10 protein-coding genes and 4 tRNA genes are annotated in these 14,704 nt (G+C 43.0%); 6 read left to right on the forward strand and 8 right to left on the reverse strand.

What is annotated here, in order from left to right; genetic code table 11:
• Positions 1–11 precede the first annotated feature (11 nt).
• The 4 genes from MMP72_RS04595 to MMP72_RS04610 all read left to right on the forward strand — a co-directional run bounded on the left by MMP72_RS04595 (position 12) and on the right by MMP72_RS04610 (position 7,126).
• Positions 12–1,445, forward strand: a complete 1,434-nt coding sequence (locus tag MMP72_RS04595; protein ID WP_241314984.1) for a TolC family protein — start codon at positions 12–14, stop codon at positions 1,443–1,445.
• A 4-nt stretch (positions 1,446–1,449) separates the two neighbouring features.
• A complete protein-coding gene (locus MMP72_RS04600) occupies positions 1,450–2,697 on the forward strand; it encodes an efflux RND transporter periplasmic adaptor subunit (protein WP_241314986.1) in 1,248 nt (415 codons plus the stop codon).
• Positions 2,687–5,827 carry a CusA/CzcA family heavy metal efflux RND transporter gene (locus MMP72_RS04605; RefSeq protein ID WP_241314988.1) on the forward strand — a complete coding sequence of 1,047 codons (3,141 nt, stop codon included), beginning with the start codon at positions 2,687–2,689 and terminating at the stop codon, positions 5,825–5,827. Before MMP72_RS04600 ends, MMP72_RS04605 begins: the two co-directional genes overlap by 11 nt.
• A gap of 363 nt (positions 5,828–6,190) precedes the next feature.
• Positions 6,191–7,126: a cation diffusion facilitator family transporter gene (locus MMP72_RS04610; protein ID WP_241314990.1), complete on the forward strand. Its 936-nt coding sequence runs from the start codon at positions 6,191–6,193 to the stop codon at positions 7,124–7,126.
• Positions 7,127–7,162: 36 nt separating this feature from the next.
• Here MMP72_RS04610 and MMP72_RS04615 read toward each other — a convergent pair whose 3' ends face one another.
• Positions 7,163–7,501, reverse strand: coding sequence for a hypothetical protein (locus tag MMP72_RS04615; RefSeq protein WP_241314992.1), 339 nt, complete (start codon positions 7,499–7,501; stop codon positions 7,163–7,165).
• A gap of 230 nt (positions 7,502–7,731) precedes the next feature.
• Here MMP72_RS04615 and MMP72_RS04620 point away from each other — a divergent pair, with 230 nt between their 5' ends.
• Both MMP72_RS04620 and MMP72_RS04625 read left to right on the forward strand, forming a co-directional pair.
• Complete coding sequence (locus MMP72_RS04620; RefSeq protein ID WP_241314994.1) at positions 7,732–9,360, forward strand: hypothetical protein; 1,629 nt, start codon at positions 7,732–7,734, stop codon at positions 9,358–9,360.
• 207 nt (positions 9,361–9,567) lie between these two features.
• A complete protein-coding gene (locus MMP72_RS04625; RefSeq protein ID WP_241315151.1) occupies positions 9,568–10,470 on the forward strand; it encodes a hypothetical protein in 903 nt (300 codons plus the stop codon).
• A 53-nt stretch (positions 10,471–10,523) separates the two neighbouring features.
• Here MMP72_RS04625 and MMP72_RS04630 read toward each other — a convergent pair.
• The 7 genes from MMP72_RS04630 to MMP72_RS04660 form a co-directional block, all read right to left on the reverse strand.
• A tRNA-Glu gene (locus MMP72_RS04630) sits at positions 10,524–10,599 on the reverse strand.
• Between the two features lie 102 nt (positions 10,600–10,701).
• Positions 10,702–10,777 (reverse strand) — tRNA-Glu (locus MMP72_RS04635).
• Between the two features lie 149 nt (positions 10,778–10,926).
• Positions 10,927–12,342 (reverse strand): amino acid permease, encoded by a 1,416-nt coding sequence (locus MMP72_RS04640; RefSeq protein ID WP_241314996.1) that lies wholly within the window; start codon positions 12,340–12,342, stop codon positions 10,927–10,929.
• 114 nt (positions 12,343–12,456) lie between these two features.
• Positions 12,457–12,532: transfer RNA gene (locus MMP72_RS04645), tRNA-Glu, on the reverse strand.
• 116 nt (positions 12,533–12,648) lie between these two features.
• Positions 12,649–12,724: transfer RNA gene (locus MMP72_RS04650), tRNA-Ala, on the reverse strand.
• Between the two features lie 57 nt (positions 12,725–12,781).
• Positions 12,782–14,290 carry a glutamate--tRNA ligase gene (gene gltX / locus MMP72_RS04655; protein WP_241314997.1) on the reverse strand — a complete coding sequence of 503 codons (1,509 nt, stop codon included), beginning with the start codon at positions 14,288–14,290 and terminating at the stop codon, positions 12,782–12,784.
• Positions 14,291–14,394: 104 nt separating this feature from the next.
• Positions 14,395–14,700, reverse strand: coding sequence for a DUF4179 domain-containing protein (locus MMP72_RS04660; RefSeq protein ID WP_241314999.1), 306 nt, complete (start codon positions 14,698–14,700; stop codon positions 14,395–14,397).
• Positions 14,701–14,704: the final 4 nt, after the last annotated feature.

Raw genomic sequence — 14,704 nt, forward strand, 5'->3', positions numbered from 1 at the left:
CGGGGCTTTATATGTCTTTAAGTTTAAATCAGCGTATCTCTGCGTTTAACAACCATACGCTAAAAAATCCTATCCATGCATCGCCATTCAAATGGTCAGTATTGGGTCTTGCTTTAACGATGCTGGTTTTTAGCCAATCCGTTACAGCAGGCTCCTTACTCGATGCGAATCTGAATCTAACATCCGCAAACGCGGTAAAGCGCAGTGCTCATTTTGAGCAGATTTTAGAACAAGTCCGTGCATATCAGGCCAATCAGTCGAGCTGGCAAATACAGCAACAGATGGCCAGTACGCAACTGAAGCAAAGTGGTTTATGGGCGAACCCAAGTATTTCGATTGAGCAAACAGGTTTACAAAGTGATCAAGATCGAGAGTTGGCGATTGGTATTTCCCAGCCTTTAGATGTGTTTGGACAACGTAAAGCGGCACAAAAAGTGGCTCGGCTTTCGGGCAATCAAGTCGATTTAGATCAGCAACGTTATAACGCTGAACTCGAATTGATTGTGCAATATGTTTGGTCACAAGTGGCTTTGTTACAGTTGGAAAAATCAGTGATTGCCGAGCAATTACAAGTCAGCCAGCAGAATTTAGATGCTTCTCAAAAACGTTATCAGGCAGGTGGTATTGCCCAAGTGGATGTTGAGCGGATTCGAATTGCACATTTAGAAAATCAGCGGATTTATCAACAAGCCGATTTACAGCTACAAGTGGCTCAAAAGCAATTGGCGAGCCTGTGGGGAGAAACTTCCAGTCAATTTGCAATTGCCCCAACGGTGACGGAATTGTGGTCACAGGCAATAGGCATCAAGGCGGTGGCTGAGCAAAATGAAAATCTATTTGAGCGAGGTTTACAGTTAGAAACCCAGCGTCAACAAGCACATATTGATCAACTCAAAGCACAATCTCGTCCACAACCGATCATGACCTTGGGTGTCAATCGCACACGTTCGGTGGATCAAAACACTGAAAATCAAATTCTTTTAGGCGTTGAAATCCCCCTCAATATTTTCAATTCGCAGAAGTATGGCGTTCAGATTGCTGAGGCAAAACAAACCTTGATCCAACAGCAACAACGTTCTTATCGCCAGCAAAATCAGATGGATATTGAGGTTCGCCTAGTTGAAATGAAAGGCTTGCAAGCGCAATTCCAGCAGCTTGATGATCAACAAATTCCACTTGCGAATCAAGTTCAACAAAAGACTTTACAAGGTTTTCGTTTAGGCAAATTTTCAGTGACGGATGTGCAGCAAGCCACGATGCAGCTACAAGACGTTCGTTTACGTAAAGTGCAACTGCTTAAACAAGCATGGCAACTCAGTATCGAAGTACAAAGTGCGCGGATGGGACTTCCAACTGAACAAATCACCGCAAAAGATGCCTTGATGCAATTGAATCAACGCATATGGCAACAAAGTAATGCTTTCCCAACCCAAGTAGGAGAATAACCGAATGAGTATCAACCAAAAAATGCGTTCTCAATGGGTTTGGATTGCCATCATTGTTGTGGTGACAGTGCTCTTGGCCAGTGTGCTGTTGTGGAATAGTAAAAGTAAAACCACTGCAAATACGGAACATGGAGAACAAGGACATTCTCATCAGGAAAATGAACAAGATGAGCATGCACATGATGAAGAGGGTGAGGAGCATGATTCTGAAGAAGGCTTAAGTCTGAGCACAGCGCAAATGCAGCAACATAGCGTCAAACTTGCTCAAGTTGCACTCGGTGAAGTCAATCAAGTGCAGAGTTTCCCAGCGAAGTTAGTGGTGAATACCGACCGTCAAGCCCACGTTTCTCCAAGCTTTGCAGGGCGTGTTGAGGCTGTATATGTGGAGTTGGGTCAACAGGTCAAGCGTGGTCAAGCATTGGCAAACTTGCTTGTGCCTGATTTGGTTGATCAACAGGCCAATCTGCAAATTGCTCAAACTAACTTAGATCTGGCAAAACAGGATTACGAGCGTGAGCGCAGTTTGTGGTCACAAGGTATTTCTGCAAAGCAGGATGAACAACGTGCATATAACGCTTATCGCCAAGCACAAATTCAGGTGCAAGCTGCGCGTTCGCGTTTAACCGCATTTGGGGCGGGTTCTGGTTCAAATGGTCGTTATACCTTAACCGCGCCGATCAATGGGGTGATCAGCAATAAAGATATTGTCATTGGAGAGAATGTTCAATTAGCGGATCAACTGTTCATTATTGATCAGCTTGATCAACTTTGGCTGGAGTTTATTTTACCGACCATGGCCAATGTTAGTGTGCAGCCGAATCAGCAAATTCATTTTAAATCACTACAAACTGGTAATCGCTTTAATGCTCAAGTTCAAAGTTTAACGACTGAGGCAGATGCACAAACGGGGCGCTTACAAATTCGTGCCAAAGTTTCCTCTAATGCATCCGAGTTACGTCCAAACTTGATGGTCAATGTTGAACTGCAAGCAGGTTCAAAAGCATCGGTAATGCGCGTCAGCGCAGAAGCGATACAGCAAGTTGAAGGGAAAGACGTGGTCTTTGTTGCGAAATCAAATCAGGAAAAAGGTTTTGACTTTGTAGCAGTGCCTGTACAAATCGGTCAGCGTACCCAAGATGGTCAATGGGTTGAAATTACCCAAGGTTTAACGGCTGGGCAATCCTACGTTGCAACGGGCAGTTTCTTGTTGAAATCAGAACTTGAGAAAGGAGAGGCTGAACATGGGCACTAACGCTTCTCAACTCCCGAAGCCGGAAGGTTTATTTGATCGCCTGATTCAATTTGCGATCAGTAATGCCATTTGGGTCATGCTGTTTGTGATGACATGGATTGCTGTCGGTGTTTGGAGTTATCAGAAACTGCCGATTGATGCAGTGCCTGATATCACCAACACGCAGGTACAGATTAATACCCAAGCCAATGGCTATACTGCTTTAGAGGTGGAACAGCGGATTACCTATCCGATTGAAACGGCCATGGCGGGTATTCCTGACTTAGAGCAAACTCGTTCGATTTCACGTTATGGCTTATCGCAAGTCACCATTATTTTTAAAGATGGTACCGATATTTACTGGGCCAGACAGTTGATCAATCAACGTTTGCAGGAAGCAGATGGGCAATTGCCTGATGCTGTCGATCCCGTCATGTCGCCTGTTTCAACAGGTCTAGGTGAAATTTATCAGTGGGTGGTCAAAGCCAAGACAGGTGCGAAAAAAGAAGATGGTACGCCTTATAGTGCAATGGATTTACGTGAAATCCAAGACTGGATTGTTCGTCCGCAATTGCAGCGTGTCAAAGGTGTTGCCGAAATCAACAGTATTGGTGGCTACAATAAAACCTATATTGTTTCACCAGATTTAAAGCGTCTACAACAGTTACAGATTTCACTTGCTGAATTTCAAACGGCCTTGCAGGAAAATAATGAAAACCGTGGTGCGGGTTTCATTGAGGAAAATGGTCAACAACTGACGGTTCGTGTGCCGGGTATGTTGGCCACGGTTGAAGACATCCAGAACATCAGTGTCAGTATTAAAAATGGTTTACCGATTCGCGTGTCAGATGTTGCAACGGTTGCGATTGGACATGACTTGCGTACAGGTGCGGCGACCTATAACGGTGAAGAAACCGTACTCGGTATCGCCATGATGATGATGGGTGAAAATAGCCGTACCGTTGCTCAGTCGGTAGATGCAAAGATCAAAGAGATTCAGTCAACGCTACCCAAAGGCGTAGAAATTGAAACGGTGTATGACCGTACCACTTTGGTCAATAAAGCCATCAAAACTGTGCAGAAGAACTTGGTTGAAGGCGCGATTCTAGTGATCGTGATTCTATTTATTTTCTTAGGAAATTTCCGCGCGGCTTTAATTACTGCCTGTGTGATTCCACTTTCTATGTTATTCACTTTAACAGGCATGGCACAGCAGAATATCAGTGCCAACCTTATGAGCTTGGGAGCATTGGACTTCGGGATTATTGTCGATGGTGCGGTGGTGATTGTTGAAAATTGTATTCGACGGCTAGCCGAAGCCCAACATCATGCAGGACGCTTGCTGACACGACAAGAACGTTTTAAAGAAGTCTTTCTTGCCGCAAAACAAGCACGTAAACCCTTACTGTTTGGGCAAGCCATTATTATGGTGGTGTATTTACCGATTTTTGCACTCACAGGTGTGGAAGCGAAAATGTTCCATCCGATGGCAATGACTGTGGTGATGGCATTGCTCGGTGCGATGATTCTGTCGGTGACTTTTGTTCCAGCCGCGGTTGCATTATTCATTACCGGTGAGGTGAAAGAAAAAGAATCACGTTGGATGCAGGCTTTAAAAGGTAAATACCGACACATTTTGGATTGGGCTTATCAATTTAAATTGGTGGTTGTGGCATTTGCCCTGAGTATTTTGGTTCTGACGGGTGTTTTAGCCACACAAATCGGCAGCGAATTTGCGCCACAACTGAGTGAAGGTGATTTCGCCGTACAACAAATGCGTTCGCCAAGTACAGGCTTAGAGCAGTCCTTGCGTATGCAGGAAAATACGGAGAAGTTGATTCTCAAAAACTTTCCTGAGGTGAAATCAGTATTTGCGCGGACAGGTACAGCAGAGGTCGCAACGGATGTGATGCCACCGAATATTTCTGATGCGGTTATTCTATTGAAACCCAAAGATCAATGGGCAAATCCAAAAGAAAGTATTGATGCGCTGCGGACTCGCATGCAGGCATTTTTAGAAACCATCCCTGGCAATAACAGTGAGTTTTCTCAACCGATTGAATTGCGTTTTAATGAGCTGATTTCAGGGATACGCAGTGATGTCGGGATCAAAGTGTTTGGCGATGATATGAATGTGTTGGATACCCAAGCACAAGCGATTGCCCAAAAGGTACAACTAATCTCAGGTGCAACGGCTGTAAAGGTCGAACAAACCAGTGGTTTGCCTGTACTTAATGTCGATATCAACAATGCGCTTGCTGCGCAATATGGCTTGTCGGTGAAAACCATTCAAGATGTGGTTGCGGCCAGTGTGGGCGGGCAAAATGTCGGACAGATTTTACAAGGTGACCGTCGCTTCGATTTTGAAATCCGTTTGCCTGATAGTCAACGTACCGCACAGAACTTGGCACAGCTCCCGATTCAATTACCGAATGGTGGTTTGATTCAGTTGCAGGATGTTGCCAAAGTCGAAACGATTTCAGGGATGAGCCAAGTTGGACGTGAAAATGGTAAACGTCGCGTTATTGTGACTGCAAATGTCGAAGGACGTGATCTGGGTTCCTTTGTGCAAGAGTTACAAACAACCCTGAAACAGCAACCTTTACCCGCAGGATATTGGTTGGAATATGGCGGACAATTCGAGAACTTGGCGTCTGCGGCAGCACGTATGCAAATTGTGATTCCATTGGCATTGATTGCGATTTTCACTTTATTGATGGCGGTATTTCACAACTTTAAAGAGAGCTTACTGGTGTTTAGTGGTGTGCCATTTGCCTTGTCAGGTGGACTGGTTGCGCTGTGGTTACGAGATATTCCATTGTCGATGTCTGCGGGTGTAGGTTTTATTGCACTTTCAGGTGTGGCGGTACTGAATGGTTTGGTGATGCTGAGTTTTATTAAAGAACTTCGTGAGCAATTCGACCTACATGCCGCCACATGGCAAGGTGCGGTCTTACGTTTGCGTCCTGTCTTGATGACGGCTTTTGTGGCATCACTGGGCTTTATTCCAATGGCAATCGCCACTGGAACGGGTGCAGAGGTACAGCGTCCACTGGCAACTGTGGTGATCGGAGGGATTATTTCATCGACCTTACTGACTTTAGTGATCTTGCCTGTGGTGTATCGCTGGATGAATGAGAAAGCTAAATGATTTTAACTCAGCTAATGCAGTAATTAACCCAAGTGCGGTATAGCGTTTTTATATGGAATAGGATACTCGGTAATGTCATCCACAACCTGCGTGGTATCGATAGTATATACGGCTTGGTGTTGTTTGTTGGTGTACGATAGGTGCAAGAATTGAACAGGTTTTGTGGATGACAAATGGTTTTGCCTACTTTTCCCGAAAGAAAAGTAGGTCGAGCCGAAGGCTGGCCCTATAGTTGGATGAGAACTCGGCAAGACTCCGAAAAGGTTATTTTTTGTCTAAATAAATCAAATCTATCTACAACTTGAGACTGTGTACGTAAGATAAAAGAAAGATTCTTACTTACATAATTATAAGGAGTCCAACATGAGTGGACATCAAGGTCATGACCATAGTCATGCAGTGGTGACTGAAGGCAATGTCAAAAAACTGACCATTGCACTGATACTCACCTCGACATTTTTAGTGGTCGAGGTGATTGCGGGTTTAATGACACAAAGTTTGGCATTGCTTTCTGACGCAGCGCATATGTTTACCGATGCGGCTGCACTGGCAATTGCTTTGGCAGCGATTCAAATTTCTAAACGTCCTGCGGATAACAAGCGTACTTTTGGCTATCAGCGTTTTGAAATTTTAGCTGCATTATTTAACGCTTCAATGCTGTTCTTTGTTGCGATGTACATTCTGTATGAAGCTTATCAGCGCTTTACTCAACCACCCGAAATTCACAGTGTCGGCATGTTGATTGTGGCATCACTTGGTTTGGTGATTAATCTGATTTCGATGAAGATGCTGATGTCCAGCGCTTCAGAAAGCTTAAATATCAGAGGTGCATACTTAGAAGTGCTTAGTGATGCCTTAGGTTCCGTCGGGGTCATTATTGGTGCGATTGTGATTTACTACACCAATTGGTATTGGGTCGATACCATCATTGCAGTCGCGATTGGTTTTTGGGTGCTACCGAGAACGTGGATATTGTTGAAACAGAGTGTCAATATTCTACTGGAAGGTGTGCCAGACGAAGTTGATATTGAAAAGTTGAGAAATGATTTATTGGCGCTGGAGGGTGTTGAAAGTATTCACCAATTAAAAGTTTGGGCAATTAGCTCGAAGAATATCCATTTAACGGTACATTTGTTTGCGCCATTGGCTGATCGTAAGCAATTGCATCATGCCGCAACAGAAATGCTGACACATCAGCATGAAATAAAGGAAGTAACGATACAGATCGAAGATGATGCAGAGATGAATTGTCAGCATACGCATCAACAGGTAGAACAAGATCACCCACATCAGCATTAAGCTGATGTGGAGATGGGCGCTTTTATGATTGGTATCTTAATTTTGCCATTCGTTATGACAGTCACGGCATTTCCAATGCTTTTGTGCTTGCATAAAAGCTTGCATTGAAATTTTGAAATCAGGTAAATCACGCCAAAATAAACCACCTGCAATCACACAGACAGCAAATACAATAACAGTTGCGATTTGTAGCCCTTGACCAGCACCATTACCAAAGATCCACATGGCAATGCTAATTAAAACAAAGATCAATAAGATAAAAATGGCAGGGACTAACAGCACCAAACTTTTCGGTACATTTGGACGAGGGCTATTTGCACCTTGGCTGACAGGCATCACTTTTACGCTTTGACATTTAGGGCAACGGTATTGCATAGATTTTTCCTATTCTGTTTTGACTATTTTAGCGAAAAAACCGCAAAAGCTAAAATCGAGAATGATGCAAATCCATAAATTTACACGATTTCGACCGATATTCGAGTTTAGCAGCGTTGTCTCGCCTAAGTTTTTACTTTGTATGCATCTCGTCTAAAGCTATTCGCTAAAGCATTTAGAGTCATGCTAAGTTGATCGAAATGCTGGCTGAATAATGCGCAAGGAAAGACATGTTGCCCACTAAAATTCTAAAATTGCGTTTAGCACGGATTGCAAAAGGTAAGGCGCATTTGTCCACACAAGACAAATTGATGTTGGTCAGCATGGAAAGTCCAGACCTCAGTGCCAATTTCTTGTTACGTTTATTCAAAGTCTCTTTACCGAAGCAATGGAAATTCAAATATGAGACAGATGAGGATATTCTTTATTCGACCCAGTTGATTCAACTGATTGAAGATGAATTGATTCCCGCTTATGCGTTTCATGCGCGTAAATATGCGTGGTATGAGCAATGCGTAATCTATCAATTGAATTATATTGTTCAACAACCGACACCCCATCAAATCAATGTCTATGTGCGTCAGCTTGAGCCATGTTTAGATCAACAGCCTAAAATTGATTTACTCAATTATTTTCAACAACACTATCCGAGTGCAGCACATGCCATTGCTCTAGCGAAGGCTTATGCAGGTGCGGCGCAATATAGCCAAGCGATAGAACAATATGAATGGGCTTTGCAGCAATCGCCACAGCGCAATGAAGTGGCTTTTTATGCTTATATTGATTGTCTATTAAGTAGAAATCAGCCTGACTATCAGCCACATGTCAGTGATGTTGAGTATGCAATTCATTTGTTGTGTCAGTACCGTAAAGCAATAGATCAAAAAAGCTATTTGAAAACCTTGCACAAGGCTGTGAGTCGCTTACTCCCTTCGGTGATTTTACAAACGCGAGCAACAGAAACCAATATTTTGACGGATGTGGGGCGGGGCTTAAATTCACTGGGGAAATCGTTAGGTGGGATATTGGGTGGGCGAGACTACCAGATTCCTTATAGCAAAGAGGTGATCTCCAGTGCACCACAATTATTAAATCCTTCTCATGTGCTAGAGAGCCTTGCTCAGTCGAGTTCGATGCAACATGCTTTGAGACGTAAATTGGGGTGTACTCAAGACCCAATAGAGCAGCAATCTTCTGTATTGTTACTGGAAAACTTGTGGTTATCCATTCAAAAAGATGCTCAGGTTTTGAGCTTATTGGTTGAAAAACCACAAAACGAGCAATTTATACCTCTCTTGACTCAGCCAGTATCGGTGAGTCGTCGGGCAACATTAGATTTAGGGCAAATCCAGACGATTCTTGAGCAGGATCTCATGCATTATTTAGGCGATATCCGTTTGGATAAACAGCATCCTGAACGAAATGGTTTATACGCACAACGTGATACCCTCGTTGCTGATATGACAGCATTGGTGCTGTGGTTCCAACAGGGTCTTTTGAAAAGTTATTTGAAACAACAGAGTCATCAATTGCAGCAAGTTCAAAGTATCTTGTGTGGTCATTTAGACGAAATTTCATTATCAAGTGGTTTATTTGCGTATCAATTTGAAGTGCAAAAACGAGCGCAAGATTTATTTGAATGGTTGCAACAAAAATTAGAAAAAGGCAATGATTTTGATAAGATGCAAGCCGCATGGGTTACGCTACGCGAGCTGATTCATTTTGATACAGATGAAGGACAAGACAAAATAAATCAGATTCAGCAAAACTTAGAACATTACAAAATCATGCGTTTAAATCAAATATTATTAAGTCCAAATCGAAGTGAAAAATCTCAGCAGAAAGAAGCGGAAAAGTAACTGATTTTGATTGTAAATTTAGCAAATGAAGCAGCGGAAAATTTGAGTATATACAACAAAAATACGAAAATCGCGCTGCGTTGCATGCTAATCTAGAAAAAACGTTCGACCAGTTCGGAAAGTGGATTACAGCTCATCAGCAGTGAGCGAATAAGTAAGAAAGGGAAGAGGGAGAGCATCTTGAATCGACAAGATGATAAAAAGGCAATGTTTGATATTATGCCAGCAGATACAGATGCATCTGATAATAAACCATCATTATCACGTCGGCTGATCAATAAAACATTGCAACATGCACAAGACGCAGTTGAGTTTGCCAGCGATACTTCTCGTAATATTGCGGGTGTAGCAGATGCGGCATTGGATGCTTTAGATCATGTTACTCATCATACCAAGCGCGGTGTCGAGGGGGTGCGGAACTCTGTGCGAGATATTGTCACAGAAACCAGTGAAGCAGCGCGTCAAGTGGCATTGAGCATGGCCAGAGCTTCTTTGGGGAAAAGTAGTTTAACCTTGTATTTACCAGAAATACTGCTCAATAATCAAATTCGAAAACGTATTGATCGTGCCGAAATTGATGATATTAAAATCGAATGTGGCAATGATCGTTTTCATATTGAATTGGATGGGCATTATCGTCGTTTCCTTTATCGCCTTTCATTAGAATTTAACGTTTTAGAATGCCGTATTGGGCAGGAAAAGTATTTACGTCTGCGTCAGGTGGATGAACATTTAGATCTTCAGGTCCGTCATGGTGGAACCTTGACCAATTGGGCTGCGCGTCGGGTGGGGAGTGTCAGCTTTGATGTGATTAATTCTTTACCGATTCCTTTTCTGATTAATCATTTGATTCGGGATGTGCCGGGTATTCAAAAAGAGGGGCATCGCATTTGGTATATCGATCTTGAGGAAGCAGGCTTTATTGATTTCATCAATAACCGTTCTTGGATGGTGGACAAGCTTTTAAGTTTGACGGATTTTAGTATTCTGCCTGGTTTGAATATTTTGCAGGAAAGTCGAGAGTTGGTTCAGCAACTGGTTGATCAATTCGAGATTCGCGGTTTACGTGTACAATCAGGGCGTTTAGAAGTTCAGGTTGGCATCGGTTAGAAAAGTGAGGTCGAAAAAAAAGCCACTGTCAATGCAGTGGCTTTTTTAGAATTTGGCGTCCCTACGGGGATTCGAACCCCGGTTACCGCCGTGAAAGGGCGATGTCCTAGGCCTCTAGACGATAGGGACTTATCTGAGGATATTTACCTATGCGAAGTATATGAGACATATATGTCGCAAGGCCTAAATTCTCGGCAAAGGTTATTAATCTTTGCTTTTCCTCGAATTTAGTGGCGTCCCTACGGGGATTCGAACCCCGGTTACCGCCGTGAAAGGGCGATGTCCTAGGCCTCTAGACGATAGGGACGTTTCAGAGGTGGGCGTATATTAGGTTGAATTAGATAATGTGTCAAACGCTTTTCAGGCGAAAAGTTAAAAAAACTGTATAAGTGGATAAAATTACATCAAAATCAAAAAAATGCAGCAAAAGCTGCATTTTTTTCTAGGCGATATTATTTATTTTCGATCACGATAGAAGACATAGTGACTTAAATAACATGCTGCGATAAAGATTAAACAAGCGATCAGACCTGCATGCATTTCAGGATCGGCGGCCATACTTAAACCTGTGATAAAACAGAATACGAAACCTAAGATTGGCACGATCGGGTACAGTGGCGCAGCAAATTTTAAATCCTTCGCGGTATAGCCCGCTTTATACCATTGACGTCTAAAATTAAATTGACTCAAGCAAATGCTCATCCACACAATCACCATGGTGAATGCAGCCACACCTAAGAGATTTTTAAAGATGGTTTCTGGTGCAAAGTGCTCAGATAATAGTCCAGGAATGGCACCAAACATCGTAACAATAAGTGCAATAATCGGTGTGCCACTCTTAGAAAGTCTTGAAAAAAGGCTCGGGAGCTGACGTTGATCGGACAAAGACCACATCATTCGAGAAGCAGCATATAAACCTGAGTTTGCAGCAGAGAGCAAGGCGGTAATAATCACAAAGCGGATGATGTCATCTGCATATGGAATACCAATGTAATTAAATACCGTAACAAAAGGACTGCTGCTGACACCTTCGCCACCTAAACCTGCAATTTCAAAAGGCAATAGGGCACTGATGACAATGATGGTTCCAACAAAGAAAATCAGTAAGCGCCAAATGGCTGCATTGATAGCTTTCGGGACATTGACCGCTGGGTCCTTGGTTTCACCTGCCGCAACACCAATTAACTCTGTGCCAGAAAAAGCAAAGTTTACAATCAGCATGGTGGTGAAAATTGGAATCAAGCCTTGAGGGAACCAGCCATGACTGGTCAAGTTGTGGAACAATGGTGCTGATTCGCTACCCTCAAATGGAATTAAGCCAAAAATAGCCAATAAACCGAGTAAAATAAACACAATCACGGTCACGACTTTGACCAAGGCGAGCCAAAATTCAGACTCAGCAAAAATACGTGTGGAACTCAAGTTGAGTGCAAAAATTGTCAGTGCAAAAATAATGGTCCAAATCCACATCGAAATATGGGGGAACCATTCCTGCATCAATAAGGCTGCGGCAGTAAATTCTGTTCCTAGCGTGGCAGTCCATGTCAGCCAATAGACCCAAGAGATCATATAACCTGTACCTGAACCAATGTATTTTTGCGCGTATGCACCAAAAGACCCTGCAACAGGCATATGAACCGCAAGCTCACCGAGACACAACATGACCATATAGGCGATCAAACCACCTAAAATATAGGCAATAATTGCGCCTACAGGGCCAGTTTGAGCAATAACTTCGCCAGAACCTAGAAATAAACCTGTACCAATTGCACCACCGAGAGAGAGCATCACTAAATGGCGAGTACTCATAGCACGTTTTAATGTTTTTGGTGCATTTGGGTCTTGATGGGTATTTGAGTTGGAAGATTGCATACGACAATTTGTCCAAGCATAGAGAAGCGGCTATTTTATGGAAAAATCGAAAATGTGCAATCTGATTTAATGGAAAGATTGTGAGAAAAATATAATTATTAGATAAACAGAATATGGCGTCCCTACGGGGATTCGAACCCCGGTTACCGCCGTGAAAGGGCGATGTCCTAGGCCTCTAGACGATAGGGACAGAGTGAGGCTTGGTTTATATCCTTTCTTTCACTTATGTGTTAGATCAGATACTACGCGCAGCATAGCTGCTTGTCTTGCGCTTCGGCAAAGCGTCGCTTTGCTGTTTCGAAGCTCTGGTGGAGCCAAGCGGGATCGAACCGCTGACCTCTACAATGCCATTGTAGCGCTCTACCAACTGAGCTATGGCCCCAGTTTGTGTGAGGCAATATTAGGGGGATTGCACTCACACGTCAATGATTATGTTGGATTAACTTTCACTATTTGCATCATTTTTCGGCAGTTTTAGTGATTCATTTAATTTTTCCCACACTTTGAGTTCTTTCTTGCTTGGTGAACCTACAATCTCTAAAGCATGGCGTAAACGAGCAAAGGTTAAGTCAGGACCAATGGTGACCATCGCTTGCATCACAGGGGTTGAGCTGGTCGAGCCTGCAATGGCAATAAAGAATGCTGGCATGAAATCACGCAACTTAATTTCCATTTGAGTTGCCAAATCCATGAGTGTTTGGCTGACCGTGTCATTGTTCCATGTGAACTGGCTTTCTAAGCGCCAAATCGCGAACTGTAAGCTTTGACGAACCTGTTCTTCGGTTAGCTTTTTGCTTTCAAACTGTTCTTTGTTGATTTGTGGCATGTGGTTGAAGTAAAAACCAGCCCAATTTACGGCTTCTGACAATAAGTTGATTCGTGGTTGAATTGCAGCAGCAATCTCTTCTAAGGTCTTCGGATCATTTTTCCATGTCAGTAAACGTTCTAACAACTGCGCTGGAGTGAGTGCTTTAATCCATTGACCATTTAGCCAATTCAACTTTTCCACATCAAAGATTGGGCCGCCCAAAGAAACACGTTGCACATCAAAGTTGTCAATCATGTCTTGTAGGGTAAACACTTCACTTTCGTCAGGCATTGACCAGCCCATACGACCCAAATAATTTAACAGTGCTTCAGGTAATACCCCGATATCGCGATAGTAGTTAATCGAGGTCGGATTCTTACGTTTTGAAAGTTTTGATTTGTCTGGGTTACGCAATAGAGGCATATGGCACAGCGCAGGCATGTCCCAGCCAAAATATTGATAGAGTAATTGGTGTTTAGGCGCTGAAGGTAGCCACTCTTCGCCACGTAACACATGGGTGATTTCCATCAAATGATCATCTACCACGTTTGCAAGGTGATAGGTTGGCAAACCATCAGTTTTTAGCAGCACTTGCATATCGACCTGTGCCCATGGAATTTCGACCTCACCACGTAACATGTCATTGATTTTGCAAATACCCTGTTCAGGTACTTTCATACGGATGACGTGCGGTTCACCCGCTGCAAGACGGCGCTGAACCTCTTCTTGTGAGAGTTTTAAACCACGGCCATCATATTTAGGTGTTTCACCACGAGCTTGTTGTTCAGCACGCATTTGATCGAGTTCTGCTGCAGTTGCGAAACAGTAGAACGCATGACCCTTTTCAACCAACTCAAGTGCATATTGCTTATAAATTCCCATGCGTTCCGATTGGCGATAAGGGGCATGTGGGCCGCCAACATCTGGGCCTTCTGACCAATTCAATCCTAACCAGCGCAGAGAATCTAAAATCATCTTTTCAGATTCAGGTGTTGAGCGAAGCTGATCCGTATCTTCAATACGTAAAATGAATTCACCGCCATGTTGCTTGGCAAAACATAAATTAAATAATGCAATATAGGCAGTGCCTACATGTGGAAAGCCTGTAGGAGAGGGCGCAATACGAGTACGAACTGTCATAAGTGATCGGAGTTTAAATTAGAATTTGAGCTATTATAACGAAAAAGCCTAGTCACGGTATGACTAGGCTGATTTAAACATGTGGGGAATTACATATTTAACAATTAAGAACTATGCGGTTGGAATATGGTTTGAACGAAACGTGAAAAACGTTCGTGTTGACTGGCAAAAAATGTCTGAGTCGGTGTTGTACGAATGGTATTCAACATTTTTAACTCATCATCTGTTGCTGATAATGACAATGACGTATTGCGCTTTTGCTGATCGAGTGCTTTAGCGATAGGTGAAGTCGTTTTTTCTAACATTTTTAGATTATTATTTTCTTTGATCGCAGCTGCATGTCCAGCAGGTATAGAACAAGCTAAAAATAAACTTAGGCATAGTGCTTTTTTCAATTCTAATGCTCGCATTGCT

The organism is Acinetobacter sp. NIPH 2699 (genome assembly GCF_022549355.1).
In the GTDB taxonomy this organism is placed as follows: Bacteria; Pseudomonadota; Gammaproteobacteria; order Pseudomonadales; family Moraxellaceae; genus Acinetobacter.